The organism is Paenibacillus sp. LK1 (assembly GCF_002750415.1).
In the GTDB taxonomy this organism is placed as follows: domain Bacteria; phylum Bacillota; class Bacilli; order Paenibacillales; family Paenibacillaceae; genus Paenibacillus; species Paenibacillus taichungensis.
Genome location: NZ_PEII01000002.1, coordinates 622,640 through 643,427 on the forward strand (window position 1 = coordinate 622,640; position 20,788 = coordinate 643,427).

Annotated in this window: 12 protein-coding genes; 3 read left to right on the plus strand and 9 right to left on the minus strand. The window is 46.2% G+C overall.

All coding sequences use genetic code 11. From position 1 onward, the window contains the following. Positions 1-9 precede the first annotated feature (9 nt). Positions 10-915: an ABC transporter permease gene (locus CS562_RS06440; RefSeq protein ID WP_064638694.1), complete on the minus strand. Its 906-nt coding sequence runs from the start codon at positions 913-915 to the stop codon at positions 10-12. A gap of 226 nt (positions 916-1,141) precedes the next feature. After that, the gene (locus CS562_RS06445) at positions 1,142-4,993 is read right to left on the minus strand and encodes an alpha-L-arabinofuranosidase C-terminal domain-containing protein (RefSeq protein WP_099854428.1); all 3,852 of its coding nucleotides are present in this window, start codon (positions 4,991-4,993) and stop codon (positions 1,142-1,144) included. A gap of 388 nt (positions 4,994-5,381) precedes the next feature. On the opposite strand from CS562_RS06445, the gene abnB reads away from it, so the two are divergent. Then, positions 5,382-7,796: an arabinan endo-1,5-alpha-L-arabinosidase AbnB gene (abnB, locus tag CS562_RS06450; protein WP_099854429.1), complete on the plus strand. Its 2,415-nt coding sequence runs from the start codon at positions 5,382-5,384 to the stop codon at positions 7,794-7,796. A 98-nt stretch (positions 7,797-7,894) separates the two neighbouring features. On the opposite strand, the gene CS562_RS06455 is transcribed toward abnB, so the two are convergent. After that, complete coding sequence (locus CS562_RS06455) at positions 7,895-8,449, minus strand: helix-turn-helix domain-containing protein (protein ID WP_099854432.1); 555 nt, start codon at positions 8,447-8,449, stop codon at positions 7,895-7,897. Between the two features lie 133 nt (positions 8,450-8,582). Between CS562_RS06455 and CS562_RS06460 the strand changes: the two genes are divergently transcribed. After that, positions 8,583-9,164, plus strand: a complete 582-nt coding sequence (locus CS562_RS06460) for a LysE family transporter (protein WP_099854434.1) — start codon at positions 8,583-8,585, stop codon at positions 9,162-9,164. Between the two features lie 65 nt (positions 9,165-9,229). Here CS562_RS06460 and CS562_RS06465 read toward each other — a convergent pair whose 3' ends face one another. Further along, on the minus strand, positions 9,230-10,201 hold the full coding sequence (locus CS562_RS06465) for an MBL fold metallo-hydrolase (protein ID WP_099854436.1): 972 nt from the start codon (positions 10,199-10,201) through the stop codon (positions 9,230-9,232). Positions 10,202-10,373: 172 nt separating this feature from the next. On the opposite strand from CS562_RS06465, the gene CS562_RS06470 reads away from it, so the two are divergent. Next, positions 10,374-10,907, plus strand: coding sequence for a DUF1572 family protein (locus CS562_RS06470; protein ID WP_099854438.1), 534 nt, complete (start codon positions 10,374-10,376; stop codon positions 10,905-10,907). Positions 10,908-11,171: 264 nt separating this feature from the next. Here the strand turns inward: CS562_RS06470 and CS562_RS32545 are convergent, their stop codons facing one another. The 5 genes from CS562_RS32545 to CS562_RS06495 form a co-directional block, all read right to left on the minus strand. Then, a complete protein-coding gene (locus CS562_RS32545; protein WP_125477241.1) occupies positions 11,172-15,479 on the minus strand; it encodes a discoidin domain-containing protein in 4,308 nt (1,435 codons plus the stop codon). A gap of 122 nt (positions 15,480-15,601) precedes the next feature. Further along, positions 15,602-17,011, minus strand: coding sequence for a glycosyl hydrolase family 28 protein (locus CS562_RS06480; RefSeq protein WP_257219404.1), 1,410 nt, complete (start codon positions 17,009-17,011; stop codon positions 15,602-15,604). 118 nt (positions 17,012-17,129) lie between these two features. Further along, positions 17,130-18,689 (minus strand): ABC transporter substrate-binding protein, encoded by a 1,560-nt coding sequence (locus CS562_RS06485; protein WP_246318143.1) that lies wholly within the window; start codon positions 18,687-18,689, stop codon positions 17,130-17,132. Between the two features lie 90 nt (positions 18,690-18,779). Beyond that, positions 18,780-19,694: a carbohydrate ABC transporter permease gene (locus CS562_RS06490; protein WP_076288329.1), complete on the minus strand. Its 915-nt coding sequence runs from the start codon at positions 19,692-19,694 to the stop codon at positions 18,780-18,782. 26 nt (positions 19,695-19,720) lie between these two features. After that, the gene (locus tag CS562_RS06495; protein ID WP_246318142.1) at positions 19,721-20,683 is read right to left on the minus strand and encodes an ABC transporter permease; all 963 of its coding nucleotides are present in this window, start codon (positions 20,681-20,683) and stop codon (positions 19,721-19,723) included. Positions 20,684-20,788 lie beyond the last annotated feature (105 nt).

Consider the following 20,788-nt stretch of genomic DNA (forward strand, 5'->3'; position numbering starts at 1 on the left):
GCCTCCTTTCTAGAAAATCCGATAATTGGCTAATCGATAGGCGAGAAAATAACCAAGCCCTATAAAGATAAACGAAACGACTGACTTAATGAGACCCAATGCGGTTGATACCGAATATTGCGCATCCTGCAGACCGATCCGATAGATCATCGTATCCAGAATGTCTCCGGATTCATAGACCAGCGGATTGTAAAGGTTGAACACTTGGTCAAATCCACCGTTAAGCACGTTACCCAGACTCAGTGTAACCATCAGAATCACGATGGGACGAATGCCAGGAAGCGTAATATGCCAGGTCTGCTTCCATCTTCCTGCTCCATCCATTACAGATGCTTCGTACAGGGATTTATCAATGTTTGTCAGTGCGGCCAAATATATAATCGTGCCAAATCCGAATTCTTTCCATTGGTCCGTAATGACGAGTATGTAAGGAAACCATTCGTTACTGGCCAGGAATTGAACAGGTTCAACCCCTATCGCCTTAAGCAGCATATTTACAATTCCTGTGCTAGGGGACAATACGTCTACAATGATACCGGCCAATATAACCCAGGAAAAGAAATGCGGCATATAGATGACCGTCTGAATTGTTCGTTTAAAACCTGTTTTGCGCACCTCATTCAGCAGCAAGGCCACAAGTACGGGAATGACCAAACCGGACACAATTTTCATCGCGGAAATAAATACCGTATTCCATACGACCTGACCGAACCCCGGCAGATCGAATAGATACCTGAAATTGTCCAGGCCGACCCAGTTCATATTTTTGAATCCGGCAATGGGAGAGAAATTCTGAAAGGCAATGGAGAGTCCCGCCATCGGAATGTAACCGAATACAATAATAATGATCAATCCAGGCAATATCATGAGATGAAGCGGAACGTTTCGTATAAATTGTCTGTAGTTGGAACGCATGAGCTGTCTCCTCCTTCAAATTCATTATAGAATCCGTCAGGAATCGGCAATAGTGTAGGCTATTTACTTTAGGTATCTTTTGTTGACTCTCTTCCCGGAACACCAAAAAACCGCGAGTATCGCGGTTCTAAGGCTGCAACATATAAACCTGGGGATAACAGCGATCGGAAGATGGTTCTGACCACGTAGTGACTTTGTGTGAAAATTATTGGTTCAACTTATATTATTATTTTTGGATATCCATAACCAGCACATTGACCGAATGAGCAGGAAGCTGCAAAACAACCGAATCCCCCTGCAGATGTATCACTTGTTCTTGTGGAACAATTTTCTCATCATTCTTCTGGTTCACATTAGGCACATGTAGCAAGGCTTCATCTCCACCAAGTGTTATCCATTTCGCAACAGAGGTAACGTTCAGATCTTGAAGGTGAATTTGGGTTGCTTTATCCACCCCATCTGCGTTCACCAGTTTCACATACACATGCTGCTCGTCTCTCGTAACGGAATGGAATACATCCCGGTTGTATGCTTCCAGCTTGTAATCCAGAATTCTGCTGGTCGTGTGACCATCGGTATAAGAGCAGATCAGATTCTTCCCTGTTTCACCACCATAATTGACCGTAATCGTATAATTCGTATCGTTCTCCAGCGGTTCATAGTTGGCTGCCCGGAGATTTCCCGCCGCGGAACTGGAAGAATAATCGCCCAGAGTGTAGCCTTCTACCCCTTGTTTGTATACTTTGACTCCCGTTGCATTGCCGCCATATCCGATTGCGTATTCGATGACATCCTTTTTCTCAGGTGAACTATCCGTCAATCCCACACCGATGGTGAAGCCATCCTCACCCGATATGCGCTGAGCCTCGACTTCCACTTTATAATTCGACCATTCATCGTTCAGAAGATACAACCCATTCAGGCCGCTTGCCTGGGCTTTCAAAATCAGTCCTTTACCCGTCTCCAACGTGTACCCTACCGATCCCGGAATCCAATTCCACGACTCATTCAGAGCTGTCCGCTCCCTGAAATCTTCTGTAAACAGCACACTGCCATCCTGGTTCGATGTGACCGTAATCCGTTTCACCACAATGTCGGCATTGCCTGTCGCAATCTCGATACCGCCTCGTGGAATGAGTTCCATCGGTTGCCCCTTGCTGTACGTTGAAAATGAAGTGCCCAGCACCTGCTCACCCACATATTTGGCAAAAAGCTGCTGCACATAATAATTCGGTGTATACCACACCGTTTCATCATCAAACCAGATGCAGTCCGGCGTCCAGCGATAGGTACCGTCCGTCAGTACTTTATTGAACAATGGCGCATAGGCAGCCAGGCGAACAACGTCCGCATTATTTTCAAAACCGGTCATGACTGCAGCTTCTGCGATCGCACCTGCCAGTGTATTTTTGTCCGTGGATGCATATTCTCCCACAAATACCTTGGATGTCTCTGTCCAATTCATACTGCCATCTTCATGATAAGCCCGCTCATAATAGTTGTACCGGTCCACGTTGTTCAGCAAATAGTCATTGGAGCGATAGTAGTGCTCATCCGCAATGGTATCCATATAGTTGTCCTGATTCTCATACCAAGTGACCGTCTCCTCGATGACCTCTTTGCCGTCTGCAAAAGCCACCTGAGCTGATCCGGTCAGATTGCCGCTCAGGAATTTCCAGCCCTGCTGGTACGCATCATCGTCCGCCTGTGCGCCAACTGTCGAAATGATATGAAGCTCATGATCAGGATAATTACGTTTCATATACTCATCAATTGACGTCTTGAATACTTCAAAGTTGGCAAAAAATTCGGTTCCCCAGTTCTCATTACCTACGCCAAGATAACGCAGATCGAATGGTTCAGGATGTCCCATGCTGCTTCGAATGGCAGCCCATTCGTTATGTTTAATATCCGTGCTGAGCGCGAAATCGATCAGGTCTGTAAAGTTTCGGATATAGTAGTCCCTCAATGCGCCACCCGCCGGGTGTGCATAATCCGAACGAGCCTGGCACAGAACGCCACAGGCCATGACCGGAACCGGAGCAGCATTCAAATCTTCTGCCAGTTGGAAATACTCCATATAGCCGAGGCCCATCGTCATCATGTAACCCCAGACGTTATAGTTCTCTTTGCGAAGCTCTACCGCTCCCACCGAATCCTTCCAGTCATACACATTGTCCCAAATGAACGAACCTTCGGAAATGCATCCCCCTGGAAAACGCAGAAACTTCGGATGCAGATCAACAAGGGCTTGAACCAGATCTTTCCTAAGCCGATAGTTTGGATTACCCGTGTAGTTGGTATGTGCTGAAGCGGATACTCCCTGCTCTTTCGGATCGGCTCCCCATACATCCTGCGGAATCAACGACACCATGTCGATGGAAATGTCTCCTTCAAAGGAAAGTACCAATTGCCCAAGCGCGGTCTCCGTTCCGGTCAGGGCCACGTTGGAATTGGTGATGTTGGGAGAATTGGGGTGAGTCAACACATGGCTGCCACTTGCATGACCGCTGAATTCGGCATTAGCCACAAGGACACGGGTATCGGAATAGGCGATCCCGTACTTCTTCCATGTGTTACCGCCCTCAACTTGCAGGGTAACAGAATCGCTGATGGCATCACCGTTCCCGTCCTGCAATTGAACCGTAATCGTTCCTGCGGATACAGCCTTGGCCCAGATGGTAAAATCATATGCCTCTCCTTTCTTAATGGACATGGCACAATGCTGATTGGAATCCGAGAATCCGCGATTTCGAATGGTCGCACCCGCCTGAACCGTTACATAATAAGCGTTCACTTCCGGGTCTTCCACGTTAAGATGAGTGTTTATTCCGTCGGTATGCTGTACGATCATTTTCTCGGTATCCCCGGACCAGGCAAACAAAGGATCACGGTTCCGACCTGTCGAACAACCACATTCTCCAGAGTCATGTGAGTACGTATCGAATGCAAAGGATTCGAACGAACGGTTCTGAACTAACTCCGCATAGATTCCCCCATCTGCTGCATTGTTGATATCTTCGTAGAATAGGCCATACATCACTTCACTAATATCCGCCACCTGCTGATCCCCGTGTATTGTCACGGTATAAGGCGGGAGATGCTCTGGCACAACGGACACATTAAAACTTTTATTCAGCGTATTTCCACCTTTGGTTAAAAGTGCGTTCAAACGAATCTCCTGTGCCGAGCTAAGAGGTTGAACTTCTCCATTCGCTGACAGAACTTCAGGCTGACTTGAATTCCATTGCACGTTTACCTTGCCCCCCAGTAAATCTACAGGCAATGACACATCTTTGGTAATAATCCGGGCTGGAGCGGATAAATATTTATCTCCTGCCAGCTGCACAATCTCTTCATCCGTCAGGGACTCGCACATAACTTCAATCACATCATCCATGGACAGAGCGGCCTGATAAATCCGGAAATCGGACAGTGAGCCTGCAAAATCTACATCTGCCGCGTACTGTGAACGTCCAATATAATTGCGGCTATAATTCGCTGGGTCCACGAAGGAATCAAACCATTTGCGCAGCTTGGCATAATTGCCACTGGATGTCTGACTGATGGAACCGTCTGCCACCTTCTCACCATTCACATATACAACCGGCCCCGCACTGCTGCGTGTGCCGCCCTGACTGCCTGCCACCGATAAAGCAATATGCATCCATTCCCCGCTGGCAAATCCGCGTCCCGGGTCTACAACCAGATCATCGCCTGCGTATAACGTGCCTCGCATCTGACGAGTCAGAAATAAATAGGGACCCTTCTCGCCTTTACCGAAGTCGAAAATCCGCTCCCACACGTTCGATCCTTTGCCCAAATGGACCCATGCTGCAACAGTCACTCCGGTGTTGTCTCTTACATTTTGCAGTAAATTTGATGGCAGCTCCAAATACGATGTTCCGTTCAATCCACCAGTAAAAGTCACCGCCCATCTGCCATTCACTTCAGAAATGTTGGGTGATTTCTCTCCTGCGGCAGCTCCAACGTGCCCGTTTCCTGAGCTATCCTTGCCAATGTCGGCTGCATCTTCAAACTTATAGTGTGCGATTAGTTGATTATGAAATGTAGTCATGTTCATTCCTCCTATGTAGGTTAAATTATCGTAGATGAACTTTCTTTAATTCGTATAAATATAAATTGATTAATAAATATATAAACACATAATCTAATCGTATAGTATCTTATTTCGAGTAAATATTTCAATCCCAAAATTACAAACAATCTGTTATATCATAGGAATTCATACGAATACATCGACCTTTTGCCTATCTCTCTCTCCATTATCAAGTCACACTAACTCTGATATTTATAGTTTACAAATATATAAATTGATTGATAATATAACAAATGAAAGCGCTTGATCATTCGTGGTAATCAAAAGGAGGGCTGTCCAACCAGTTAACGTTTGCGGCATTGAATAGGGCTATTTTTCATTTTATGTATTGGGAAAGGGGAAACGTATGAAAGGTTATTGGGTAAGCGTACTTCATATTTCTTTACTGAGCTCTGCATTACTTACGACAACAGCTTTGGCTCCCGTCTCCGTATTGGCGGACAGTCCGGGGGCAATGAGTTCCAAATCGCAAGTTTCCACATCCATTGAAAATACGGTTCCAGCATTCAGGAATGTTTCCGTTCATGACCCTTCCGTTATCAAGGTGGGAGATACCTTTTATATTTTTGGTTCACATCTTCAAGTAGCAAAGTCCAAAGATTTAATGAATTGGGATTCGGTCGCCTCCGGGGTTACAGATAACAACCCTGTTGTGCCTAATGTAACCAAGGAATTTGCTGAAGCCCTGCAATGGTCGCAGACCGATACGTTATGGGCAGCAGATGTCATTCAGTTGGCGGATGGCAAATTTTATATGTACTACAATGCGTGCAAAGGGGACTCTCCCCGCTCTGCGTTAGGCGTTGCTGTTGCAGACAACATTGAGGGGCCTTATAAGGATCAGGGTATTCTGCTCAAATCTGGCATGTGGGATGAGATCAGTGAGGATGGCACCATATACGATGCAACCATACATCCAAATGTGGTCGACCCTGATGTATTTTTCGATAAAAACGGCAAGCTCTGGATGGTGTACGGTTCCTATTCCGGGGGGATTTTCATTCTGGAGATGGATGAAACGACGGGAAAACCTCTCCCTAATCAGGGGTATGGCAAAAAACTGACCGGAGGCAATCATAGCCGAATTGAAGCACCTTATATGCTCTATAGTCCCGAAACCGACTATTATTATCTGTATCTGTCGTATGGCGGATTGGGTGCTGACGGGGGATATAACATTCGGGTAGCTCGCTCCAAAACACCTGACGGTCCTTTCCTCGATGCTGAAGGAAACGATATGATTAACGTCAAGGCGGACAAGGACAAACCCTTGTTTGATGACCGCTCGATCGAGCCTTTTGGCGTCAAATTACTGGGAAACTTCCTGTTTCAAAGACAGATCGGTGACCCAGGCACAGGTCAAGGTATCGGCTATGTATCACCAGGACATAACTCCGCTTATGTTGACGCTGAAACGGGAAAACAATTTCTGATCTTCCATTCCCGCTTTCCAGGACGCGGCGAAGAGCATGAAGTCCGCGTACATGAGATGCATATGAACTCGGAAGGATGGCCTGTCGTTTCTCCTTACCGCTATGCGGCATTGGAAGAAAACACTGCCCAACTGACAACCCAGGAGATTGCTGGTCAATACAAATGGGTGAATCACGGGAAGGAAATTACGGCCGAGATCAAATCTTCACAGACCGTTCAGTTCACACCAGATGGGCAGATTAGTGGTGCGGTGACGGGAACATGGAGTCTTGAAGCAGACAATCAGGTGCAAATCACATCGAATAATGTTGTGTATAAAGGTGTCTTCACGCATGAATGGGAGCCAGATTCCCAAAAGACGGTTCTGACCTTTAGCGCTCTCTCCTCCTCTGGCGTGGCAATCTGGGGAAGTCAGATGACTGCAATGAAGGATCAGGATATTGTCAATGCGGTGAAAAAGGATCTGAGTATCGGCGACACAGGGAACGTATTCTTCAACCTGTCCCTCCCGACCAAGGGAACACGTGATGCAGAGATTACGTGGAAATCTTCCAACACCTCTGTGCTGTCCGCTACCGGAGTAGTGAATCGTCCTCGCACGGGTAAGGGAGATGTCAAGGTGGCATTAACGGCAACGATTCGCAAAGGTAGTGCGGTAAGCTCCAAAACGTTTAACGTTATCATTCCACAGCAAGCGGTAAGTCCACTGCTTGGAGAATATACTTTTGAACAAAAGAAACTTGCAAAAATCGCACAGGATTTCAGCAAAAATGAATACCATGGCCAAGCCTTTAATGTGGCGACTTCTGCTATTAGCAGCAAGAATCAGGCTGCTGCTTTTAACGGAACCGACAGCTATATCCAGCTGCCCGGAATTATTACCGATACGACGGATTTCACCTTTAGTGCATGGGTCAACTGGAGTGGCGGCGGAGCCTGGCAGCGAATTTTCGACTTTGGAAATGGCCTGACTAGACATATGTTCCTGACTCCCGCCCAGCATACCGGAGCTCTGCAATTCACCATTCATGATCAGGGACGAGATCAGAGCCTGATTGCTGCTGAACCGCTGCCCTCCAATCAATGGGTGCATGTCGCTGTTACCCTTCAAGGAGATAACGGCACTATGTATGTGAATGGAAAAGTCGTAGCAAGCAGCACGGAAATCACGTTTAACCCGAAAGATCTGCAAGTAACTGAAGCTTATTTGGGCAAAAGCCGCTATACAGCCGATCCCTTCTATAAAGGCTCAATGGATAACGTAAAAGTATATGATAAAGCGTTAACCTCCAACGAAATTCAGCGTCAGGCAAAAGAAAAGCCTTAATTCATTCAAAGCCTTACGCATGGAATTGATTTGAAATAACAAAAACGCCAATATATCGGTCGAATTCACAGACTGCTGTATTGGCGTTTTATTTTATTTCACTTTGAATAATGAATGACCATGCTTAATTTATTCGCAGAGGCTCCCGAATTTTTATAGCCATGAGCCTTATCCGCGCGAAAACGAATCGATTCCCCTTGCTTTACCGTATAATCCTCCTCCCCAACCCGAATCGTTACTTCTCCTTCAAAAACCGTAATAAATTCCTCTGCCCCTTCTATATGCGGTTCAGCATTCAAAGAAGACTCTTCATCCATTTCCATCATGTACATTTCAAAACGACGCCCCTCTTCGAAGGTAAAATGCGGATAAATGCGAATCTTCCCCTCATCCTCCATCAATGCTTGAATATCACTGCCCGTTATGACAGTTGTATCCGACTTCGGTTCGTGGATCAGAGCGGTAAAAGAAATTTTTAAGCCGTTCGCAATTTTCCAAACTGTCGCAATTGTAGGGTTGGATTCACCCCGTTCAATCTGACCCAGCATCGTCTTGCTAATTCCAGACATCTCGGCTACCTTGTCCAGACTAAGTTTTCTTTGTTCCCTGAGCTGCTTCAAATTCTGTGCCAGAACAACATTAATGTTTTTCAATATACTGTCACCTCTGTTTTAAAGATTATATTGTGCTTTATAGCGCACATATTGTACAATCATAAAGGGCGTACGTTATACCGCACGTTTTAGTTAAATATAACACACAACAAGAATGAAATGTGGAGGACTTATGAATATTATTCCGTTACTGACTTACGCAATCGTGGCTTCATTCACACCGGGTCCAAATAACATCATCGCCATGACGCATGCAAGAAACGAAGGGTTCAAAAAAATTCTTCCGTTTATTGCCGGCGTAGCAGCTGGCTGCCTGCTTATTATGTTTCTGTCCAGTTATTTCAACCTTATTCTGCATCAATACATCCCTAGGATCAAACCGGTCCTGAACATATTGGGGTGTGTATACATGATTTATTTGGCGATCAAAATTATGCGAAGTAAACCTGCAAATGCCAAAGATCCCAAGGTCAATCGATTTACGTTTCTCTTTGGCTTCACCCTGCAATTCATCAATCCCAAAGTCATTCTGTATGGTCTTACGGCCATCTCGGTATTTGTTATGCCTCTCGGAGACTCTCATGTTCATATGATCGTATTTTCGTTACTTCTAACCATCATTGGCATTAGTGCCAATATGACTTGGGGGTTATGCGGTATGTTATTTCAGAGCTTTTTATTGAAATATGAGCGTCCTTTTAATATTCTAATGGGTGTTTTGCTCATCTATAGCGCCCTATCGATATTAAAATAAATGCAAGAGAAAAAGCGTCCTCCCATTTAATGAGCTGGACGCTTTTATATTTATTTCAAATTTCCTCAGTTTGATCTCCACCACGGTTGGCTTGGGTAAGCTCCCGTATTCAGCACAACCTTCTCACCGATTTTGGGCGTTGCAATAGTGACATTCAAGTCATGTGCAGCCTTGGTGATCCGTTCAACCGGCTCGTTCCAGGCATGATAGGCCAACGTAAATGCTGCCCAATGAATCGGAATGAGCAGCGCTCCCTTTACATCCAAGTGTGCCTGTACCGTTTCTTCTGGCATCATATGAATGTTGGACCAACGCTCATCATATTGCCCGCATTCCATCAGGGTCAGGTCAAAGGGTCCGTACTTACTGCCGATTTCCTTAAAATGAGGACCGTATCCGCTGTCGCCACTAAAGAAAACCTTCGTTTCTTGTCCAGCAATGACCCACGAACACCATAGTGTCGAATTGCGGTCCAATAACCCCCTGCCGGAGAAATGCCGCGCTGGCGTGCAGGCTAATGTCAAACCTTTGAAGGATAGCTCATCCCACCAGTTATGTTCGGTAATCTGTTCCGAGGGCACACCCAGTTGAATTAGTCTTCGACGCACGCCCAGTGGGACGATAAACCGCTGTGTTTTATTCTTCAATCTGCGGATAGAGGAATAGTCCAGATGATCATAATGGTCATGCGATATAATGATCGCATCCAAGGCTGGAAAGTCTTCGGGTTGAATCGGTAGGTTAGTGCTGTATCGTTTCGTACCCGCCCAGGATACAGGAGATGGACGGTTGCCCAGCATTGGATCAAATAACAATCTGTGTCCTTCGATCTCAAGCAAAAAAGCCGAATGACCAAACCATGTCACCTGCGGATGATCGGATACATTTAACGATTCCGCTGGTTCATATTTCTCCACCGGAATGTTACCCGCAGGCCTTCGCTCTATACTTCTCCGCATGGAATCTTTCAACATGCTCACGAGGGAGCTGAAGCTCATACCTGCGGAGGTCGGAACCTGATTTTCGTATTTTGTCATTATTCATACCTTCTGTTCTCTATAATCAATAATTCAAGCGATCATTCAATCTTGAGTAAAACAAGAGCAATATTAGACTTTATATTAAATCATTGTTCGTTTATAATCAATTCGCCTTCGGTTATCTGAATTTGATATCCAATCAACCCTAATGAATGGAGGACATGTTATCATGATTAAACTTATTCAGGACGTAGTTGAGGACATGAACAAGCAGCTAGAACGTATTGAAACCAGCTTGAACAGGTTGAACGAGGATCAGATTTGGACCAGACTTCAGCCTGGTATGAACAGTGTGGGGAATTATTGTCTGCATTTGGCGGGCAATGAATATCAGAATCTGGTGACAGGTATCGGGAACCAGCCTCTAATCCGGGAACGCTCTGCTGAGTTCAATACCAATAGTGGTTTGAGCCGGGAGGAATTATTAGCCAAGCTTCACCAGGTGCGAACAGAATCAACTGCGATATTATCTAGTCTGGTAGAGGAGGATTTATCCAGAGAAGTGACCATTCCCTATGAGTTGACCGATTGGAATCGTATGAACCGTCGTGAGGATGAAGCCAAAGATGCGCATGAGCATAAATTTGTACGTTCTCTGTTAATAAAGGTCTCTTCCCATTACGGATACCATACCGGCCAGATCGTATTGCTGTCGAAGCTTTTACAGCCCAGCGACGAACATCTCACCGGACTGTATCACTAATTTATTCGAGTAACCCAAAACAAAAGAGTTTTTCTATAAAGAACTGCATGACGGTAGGTGAAATATCCACTCCTCAAAACCGTTAAATAAAAAAAGATAGTGTCCCTTCTTTGCAAGGACACTATCTTTTCTATCTTTATCATATTAATCAGTACGAAATTTACTTCCTTATATAAAGTTCCATCTGTACATCCTGAATCTAGCTTCTGTTCATTCTACTAAATGGTATCAATTGAGTTATTGCAACTGCCTGGTCTCCTTCATTCAAATGGAAACCAGACCACCCAGCGCCATCTTCAAACTATTCGCAGCGGAATCAACATCGTCCTGGTTTGCTTCCAGATCCGTATCAACCACGGCTGCACTCGTGACAGCAGCCTGTAACTGCGCATAGCTCTCTCCGGAGTAATCCTCCTCATTCATTGCATTTGCCCGTTCCATCAGCAGTGTAAGGAGCGTTCTGTCCACAATCTTCTCATAGAACTCCAGCTCACCGATATTGGCAAAGCCGTTTGGCGTATAATAGCGCAAATAACGATAAGCATTGCTGCTGCTCAAAGACTGCTTATACCACTTGATCTCGCTTACACCACTTATGGTATAAAGCGTATCAAAGTTCACCCCATCAGTGGATCCCTGGATCAGGGCTCCACTCATACGGGCGGCATTGCCGGTGCGTGGGATAAACCTGATACTGCCAACTACTTTGGCGTGATCTGCTCCCAGATCAACTCGGGTCCAGCCTGCTGCTGTTTTGGTATCTGGCGATGTGGCAGGATCACCGTCAAATGCGCGCCATCCGTTATTAATTGCATCAACCTTTCCATCCCATGAAATGGAGGATGCAAGCACCATCGCAGTGTCTACATGAATTGGAGGAAATGAGTCAGCGAAAGAGATTAGCAGGGTCTTGGCTGCAATTAACTCTTTAAGCAATGCCATCTTGTTTGCATCTGGTTCGGTCAATGAAGCTTTGATGTGGTTAATCTCCTGCTGATAGAGATAGTAACTTCCTTGGGTGTAACCTTCAGGCGCAACCACTTTTGAATCCACAACTTCCGCATCGTAGTCTACATCACCATAAAACTCAACTTCAGCAACGTTACCACTCCATGCTGAGTTGTTGTACAGTTTTAAATATCGATAATATCCATTATTCAGAAGCTGATCTTGTCTAATATCCGACCACGTTCCTTCTTGTGAACCTTTTAGAGGCTGTGTCAGATCCGACCAATTTGAATTATCGTTGGAACCCTGAATGACAAGCCCGTTCATTCTTGAGCTGTTGGAAGCTCTTGGCATCAGCACAATTTCGTCCAGCTTCACAGACAGTCCTTCACCGAAGTCCACCGTGTAGAAGGAACCCGAAGATGTATTCAGATCCCCATAGGTGGACGTGTCACCATCGAATAGCAGATAACCCACCTCATCCTGGAATAACCCGTTACCTGGCCATTGTTTATCCGAAGCCTTTACTTTCGCCATCATAGACACATCAATATACCTGCCGCCATCTACAAGGAACAGCTTTGAATTGTCAGTGGTTAGCACTGTCCGCTCCCCTGCTGTTCCGTCACTCTGTTCGTAATCCACCGTAAACTTGACCGCACCTGTAGGTACATCATTTCCCATAGCAGCCACCGCCGTCCAATGGATCTGATCCTGCGTCGTAACGGTTGCTGCAACTCCCTGAATGATCGCCGTTACATTCTGGATTGCTTCCTTAGCCTGAATCGTCAATTGTACGGTGTCCCCAGTTGCAATCTTGCCACTTACACTTTGATCCGAAAAGATGGAGACGGACTCCAGCTTATTACCTGTCTCATGACGTTCACCATAGATCCGGAACTCGGTCATTTCGAACAAATTCCTGACGATGCCATACAATACATCCGGCTGTGGATGAAGCAGCTGAACCTTGATGAACCGGAACGAATCGTCCTGGTATTCGGGAGCAACATCCAGGGTTTGAAAGCTCTGGGTAAATGCTGTTAACCCCGGGGTCAATCGTACCCAGTCCTCCCCATCATTGGAGCCAAAAACAGCTGACTTCGCGAGACGATCGGAAAAAATATTACTTTGGAATCCAAAGGACCTAGCCGATACTTTGAAATCCGGTCCGAAATCAATCATATGGTATAGGTTTGGCGCACGTGTATACGAAACCCCCGTCTGATTGTCCCCGTCCACCATATTGGCAATGTCTGTCCCAAAGGTCGATGACGCAACGATGTTGTGGTAATCAATACCCCCGCTCTGTTCCAGCAACGGAGTGACCAGCTTCAGCGCTTCCGCTGCTTGGGCTAGCTCATGCAGTTGCACATAGAATACTTCATCTGTAGCTGTATCAAGCTGGTCAAGGGTATCCTCATACACTGCATGAAATGAGTTGAGTGTTGCTGCTACATAAATTCGATCCTGATCATAAGCAGCTATGGCCTGCTCCACAGCGGAAGCCCGATTCGCCGAAACTACAATCTTGACATCTTTTGTCGTGATTGTTGTGCCGTCTGAAGCGGCGACATGGAAGGAATGAGTTCCAGTCTGTGACACTCCCGGCTGCCAAAGCATCTCGCCCGTGGCTTCATTCAATGCTGCTCCTTGAGGCAGATTCGGGCTGGAGTAGTTCACCACATCCGTTCCCCCAGCATCGGTTGCTTCAAACTCAACACGAATTGGCGAGCCAGGATAGGCGAATATGGAGAGATCAGAGTTTCCTGTTTTGAATTCTGGCGGAGTCAGCTGTTCACTTGCTTTGATATGAATGTGGTCGATATCTACTGTCGTATCCGAACCTGTGACCTTCATATACAGAATATCGTTCAGACTCTGGAAGCTGTCCAGCGTATAAGTCACATACCGCCACTGTCCATGCGTATCCGGCAAAGTTAATGTATCATTGATTCCAGGAGTAAGCTCCAAGTAGGCAGGCCCATTGGTACGGATGCGGAAACCAATGATCTTCTCACTGCTGGAACCGTTAAGAAATGCTATACGACTTCCCATTTGCGTCGCCTGAAACCGCACAAACGACGTATCTCCTTCCTTTAGGGTGGTTGTGTTGCCGCCAAGCTTCGTATAACGATCTTCAATGTCGATCAGTGAGCCGCTTGTCTGCTCACGCGGCAGAAATTCTGCACCTTCAGACACTGCCTCCTCTGGCATATACAGCCAGAAGTCTCCGCCTCCGTCCACATTGTCCCAGTTTTTGTTCAGAGTACCACCATAATAAAAATTGGAAGGCAACCGCTTCGTAAATGCTTCATAATAATGAGGAGCCTTCTCTGCAACATTAATGCCCCTGACATATGTGTAGTAGTAATACATATCCCAGAAATTTGCCGTATTCATTCTACCTTTGTAGGCGTTGGATATATGATTATACGTATCCCGAATCGTTCCATCTGGCGAAATGGCATAGGCCACTGGCGTCCAAGGTGTATCATAACCAAGCATGAATTGCCAGAAGAAGTCTGCGGCCGCCAATATGCGATCATCCAGGAACTCATACGGTCCGACCGCATTTGCCGCTGTTGATACGGTACCCTCCACTGGATCGACCTTTGTCCCCTGAGCAAGCAGCATACGTGATAGGATAGCAGCGTTAGTGAGGTCTCCACCCCCATGCGCCTGGTCCCTGCCCATCTCCACATGCTGAATCACCGGCTCATCCAGTGGCTCCCCAGTCAGATCATCAATATTCATTAGGCGGAACAGCTGCTTGACCGACCCATTAAAGCCTTGGTCTTGCGCAGTGCTATTGACTGTGAACCACTCAACCGCCTCGTCATATCTGCTCTGATTGTTGGTAAAAATATAACCTGCCATCGCACCCAACAAAGGATAGTTATGCTGATTCATGAAGCGATTGTTGTCACGTTGGAAGGTCTCAATGACCGGATTAATCAGGTTGGTTGTAAAATTCGTTGTATCCTGCGCTGTCCATCCCAGCTCATCCGTCTGATAACTTGTATATCTCAGAATCTCAGCTGCCGTCACCATGCGATTCAGCGGAATCCCGGTATGAATGTGCGCATCATTAAAGTAGACATATTGGGCAGGGTCCATCTGCGACCAGATCCGAATGATACGCATCGCATTGGACCGATACGTCTCATCTCCTGAAATATAATACATCAACGCTTGTGTATACGCTTTCAATCCATCGCTTATAAAACGGGAGTTGAAGCCTTGGCTGTTGAAGGCATCGCTTGCCGGTTTTGTTGGGTCCGTTTGGCTGGCATTGCTGGACGTCACTGTCTTGGAAGCCGCTGCCGAGCTAGTCATCGCCACATAGTAGGAATACCATGGTTCCTGCTGCGATAGTACCTGCTCTCTCATGTTCTCTAAGACTTCCTTGGTTAGTCCAACTCCGGGATGCGTGAAACCACCTGTGATTGTTTCATTGATCTGAACTTCATATCCTGACACAGTAACATCGTTTGAATTCGCAGCAGCTGCGATGGAATGGGTACCGACCGGTATAAGTGTTGCCAACAGACTGATTGCAGCAAGTATAGCAATCACCCGTCTCCATCTTTTCCCCTCATGAAATCCGCTATTCATTTCCATATCAAACCTCCTCATTTTCATGGAATTCGATGTCCTTCCCTTGAAGCCCACTTGTGCCAGACATTGAAATTAGACATCCCCCCTTTCCTGTTTACTCGTCGTATTTTCCTATTGAACACCCCCTAGCGGAATGTGATGCCACGTACATACTCGTTCATTTCAATCGCTGGATGATTTGGACTATCCACACGTTGACCTGCAATAGTGAGATTATTAAACGTTACTCCTTCGATACTGTGCTCTTCGTCATAACCATAGATCCGGGAAGGATGTAACGTCCCTCCTGCATACTCGATATCCTCAAATAAAATGTGTTCGATCCTCCTACCAGGAGCAGGATTATAATCCTTGTTCCTAACCACACGCAGATCGAACAGCTGACCTTGTTCAAAGGTTTCCACTCTGATTCGCGCATAGACAACGTTCCGCACAGTATTATGATCACCCGCGTTAATGGCCATGGCTCCCCAGTAGTTGGGTTGTGGCTCGTGATGTTCCAGAATGTCGATATCTTCGTACCGGATATCCTCAATCACATCACCGTTCGCCTCGTGATCCCCATGCGTGCCAATCATAAGTGGATGTGCCACGTCAGCCCACAGCACAGCATGACTAACCCGGATACGACGCGAGTTACCACGGTAACCCCATCGGCTGCCATAGATCGCAATACAATCATCCGAGTTGCGCAAGAAAACATGTTCGATCTCAATATCCGAGCTGGACATGATATCAATACCATCCGACCAGCCCCTTGTGCTGAATGACTTAATACCCTTGATGGACACGTACTGTGAGTTACCGATGTACACACTGTAGTGCGGTACGTCGATGATCATAATGCCTTCAATGGCAATCTGGCTCGCATGGATCAACCGAATTCCGCGGAATGCTGAGAATCGATGAAAGTCGGCCAGATAAACCAAGCCTCGCCCCCGGATTGTAACGTTCTGAACCCGATCACAGACTAATGAACCGGCAACAGCAGCACCGCCATCAATATAAACCGTCTTGCCCGATGGAACGCGTAGGATGGTCTCTTCAATGTAATGCATGCCTGGTGTAAAATAGAGTACTTCAGCTTCTGTCTCGAGCCATTCCGTACGATGGATGCCAGGCTGTATGACGTGAACACGTGGATCGTGCATGCTTGGAGCATCCGTCTCCAGCCCGTTTCCGAATAGATGCAGATTGCGAAACCGTTCGCCATTTACCTCGATGGACAACTTAGCAGGTTCTTTCAGTTCAAATGAGATTACATTGGCCTGAATCTGTGGTTGGATTTTATAAGATAAGGGCCGAATATCAATGGTCTGAACCTCCGTGTACCTGCATTCAATTTCCAATTCAACAGGAACACCCATATCAAAATAAGCCATACTGGCCTGCCGCACCTGGTGCATATCAACCTTTACTCCGTATACATTTACATCAGACCACGGTCCGTCGCTGCCCGCCTCACGAATACGAATAATGTAATCTTGAGATTGGGGAATTTCTTGAATCAGGGGATAACAGATGATTGGCTTCACATGCGTTCCTCCAGCTATGATATAGGTGTAGACCCCGGAGTATCGTGGGGTCTACAGGCACATTGGTACTTATATTATTGATTCGTTCAAATGTCTCCACAATTCTACTAATCCGAGTCTAGTACTTCTTGCTTGCTGCAAAAGCATCCAGTTGAACCTGTAATTCAGCCATAAACTTGTCGAATCCGGCACCCTCCAGCTGTTTCTTCACATTGGCAAGATCGGCATCAATATCCTTGGTAATACCCACTGACAGCGGAACGATATACTGCGATTTAACCGTCTCCATGCTTGCAAGCTCTGCAGCCACATTAGATGTGGCAAGCCCGAATCCGGCCAGTGGACTTTGACCATTCTCTTCCGCTTTCTTGGCACCTTCATTCTGCAATTTATCGTTAATGGCCTGCCATTCGTCCGGATATTTCTCCTGCAGGTTCATATATCCATCATATAGCCCCGTCCAGCCTGGCTTTTTGTTCTCCGATTTGATGCCTTCATAGCTAACGAATTCGCCATCCAGCTTGTAATTCTCTCCTTCAACTCCGTACTGCAACAGATTGTAATACGTTCGATCAGTATGAGCTTTTTCGATAAGCTTCAGAGCCGTTTCGACGTGTTTGGAATGAGCACCAATTGAGATCATGGTGATATTATCCGGTGCCATAAACGGCATGTAGGCCGGAATATTGTTGAAATAATAATCAAACCAGCCATACTCAAAATCAGGATGCAGCTCTTTCAGTGCACCAACATAACTGCTGCTGACAGCGCCAAAGTGGTTGTTAAATTCAAGCGGCTTTTTGTCGGCTTTCATCAATTCCAGCGTCTCACTTGTCGCATTGCCCTGAGCAGCCAAAATATCGTGGCTCACAATGCCATCTTCATACCACTTTTTGGACCGCTCCAGTACCTGCTTATACTCAGGTGTGTCGTACATGCTGATCGCCTTGTATGGCTCATCCACGGTAGCAACAACGTATCCTTTTACCAGATCCAGATAATTGGAGCCCGCAACCAGAGTCCAGACGTTATCCGCGAACCGCTTATCATTAATCATCGGCGTGTCTGGATAAGCTTCTTTGGCCTTGTAAAGATATTGTTCTACGGTATCCAGATCTGTAATTTCCGGTAATCCCCACGCTTTGCGCAGATCTTCACGGAACAACAGGCCTTCTCCGCCGCCTCCGGGCTTATTGTATTGTGGAATGCCGTAGAGACTGCCGTTAATTTTTACGGTATCCAGTGTGCCTTTATAATGCTCCACCAGATCAGGCACATCTCCCAGCAGGGGGGTCAGATTCGCAAATGCATTCTTGGTGGCAAACGATGCAAAGTCGGACCATGCGCCGCCAACATAAACGTCGTATTCCTTCGCGGCGATAGCTCTGCTGATTTGATTCTTTTCGTCTCCCCAAGGCACAAAGTCAAAACGAATCGTTGCCCCCAGATCCTTAATCGTTAGCTCATCCAGTTGCTTGTAAAAGTTGTCCATGCCACTGGCGGGAGCATTTCCCATCGTGATACCCTTCAATTGCACAATCGTCTTGCCATCGGATGTCGTTGTGCCCGAGCCTTCGGTAGCACCTTTGTCCGAACCCCCATTCGAACATGCGGAAAGGATAACCGTGAATACCATGAGACAAGACAGAAGTGATTTTCTAATATGTAGCGCTTTCAAAACAATCCCCTCCATTATGATGATATTTTGTATGTGAAGCGACCAGTGGCAGCCTTTCACCCTATCCTGATCGTGTAAACCCATTATCATTTATCCCTTCACGCCTCCAACAATCAGACCGCTGACAAAATGACGCTGCATGTACGGATACAGTAGGATAATGGGACCTGTCACCAGCATGGTCGTTGCCAGCTTCATCGTTTCACTTGGCAGCTGATCCACGACAATCTGAGCGTCTCTGACGGCATCCGTTACACGGGATAACATACGATAAAGCAGATACTGCAATCCCCATTTCTCCTGATCGGAAATCAGGTACAGACTATAACCAAACCAGTTATTCCAGTAACCCAGTCCAAGGAACAGTCCGATGGTTGCGCTAACAGGCTTCGAGAGTGGAAGAACAATCTGCCAATAGATTCTGAAATCGCCTGCCCCATCGATTCGTGCCGACTCCATTAAGGAATTTGGAATGCTTTTGACATAATTGCGGAACAGGAACACATTAAATGGAGAGAGCATACCTGGAAGGATAATCGCCCACAACGTATGATTGAGATGCAGCACATTGGCGACCACCAAGTAGGTAGGAATCAGTCCGCCGCTGAACAGCGTAGTAAAGTAGATAAAGAAGGCCACCTTGTCCCGGTGCTTAAAATCCGGACGGGATAGAATGAATCCGCTCATGGACGTTGTCAATAATCCAAGCACTGTGCCCAGCACCGTAACATAGATGGTAACGAGATACGCCCTGCCAATTTCCCCTCCCAGGGTGGTGAAAACAATCTTGTATGCATCCAATGTGAAATCCTGCGGTAGCAGTGAGTAGCCATTAACTACAATTTTGGATTCATCACTCAGTGATCCTGACAGCATCAGGATAAATGGAGCGACGCAGATTAGTGCTACCAATCCAACAATGACCACAGCCATAACATCGAATATTTTCGAGCTTGCATCCACTTTTAACTTGTTCTTGTCAGATGTTGCAGCAAGTTGTGCCATCAGGCTTCCTCCCATTCGGATAACGATTAAAATAATGAATTTTCACGATCCACTTTACGCACAATTGCGTTTACCGTCACAACAAGTACCAATCCGAACATCGATTGATATAGCCCTGCCGCCGTTCCCAGTCCGAGACTGAAATTCACGGTTAATGAACGGTACACATACGTATCGATAATGTCGGTTGCATTCAGCAGCAGTCCGTTGTTGCCGATTATGTTCCAGAACAGATCGAACTGTCCCCTCATAATTCCTCCGATAGCAAACAAAACCAGGATGATAACCGTCGGCTTCAAAAGCGGCAGTGTAATGAACCGAATCCGTTGCCACTTGCTGGCGCCATCGACATAAGCTGCTTCGTATACGCTTTCATCAATACCCATAATAGATGCTAAATAAATGACCGTACCGTACCCTAGCCCCTTCCAGATTTCGATAATGACGATGATGAATGGCCAGACCTCAGGTGACTGGTAGAAGTCAAAGCGCTCGAAACCCAATGACGTAAAAACGTTGTTAAACACACCATACTTGTAGTTGAACAGATTGTATACAATGGAACCAACTACGACCATCGAGACGAAGTAAGGCATGAACATCAGCGTCTGCGACGTTTTCATGAATTTCTTGAATGTCAGTTCCCTAAGCAGAACGGCCATGGCGATCTGACAGATGTTGCCGAGTACTATGAAGGCCACATTATAGAGCATCGTATTGCGAGTCAATTTCCAGACAATCGAATCCCAGCCTCCTTTGAACAGGAACTCAAAATTTTTCAACCCCACAAATGGACTGAACAAACCCTTGCTAAAGTCATAATCGGTAAACGCGTTGTAGAGTCCCGCCATGGGAAGGTAGTTGAATAAAGTGAAAAACACGACCAGGGGAATCAGCATAATATAATAGGTTTTGTGTTCCCTGAGGTCTGCAAAGCGACTTTTCTTCTGTTTGAGCGCTTTCGTCATTGCTATATTTGGTTCTGCCATCGTATCACCCTTTCCTTGCTTCTTATTGTAGTCCGGCACGATACCTCTCTACTATTCGAATTTCACAAGTTTTCTGGTACTTTTCGATGAAAATGCAAAACAAAA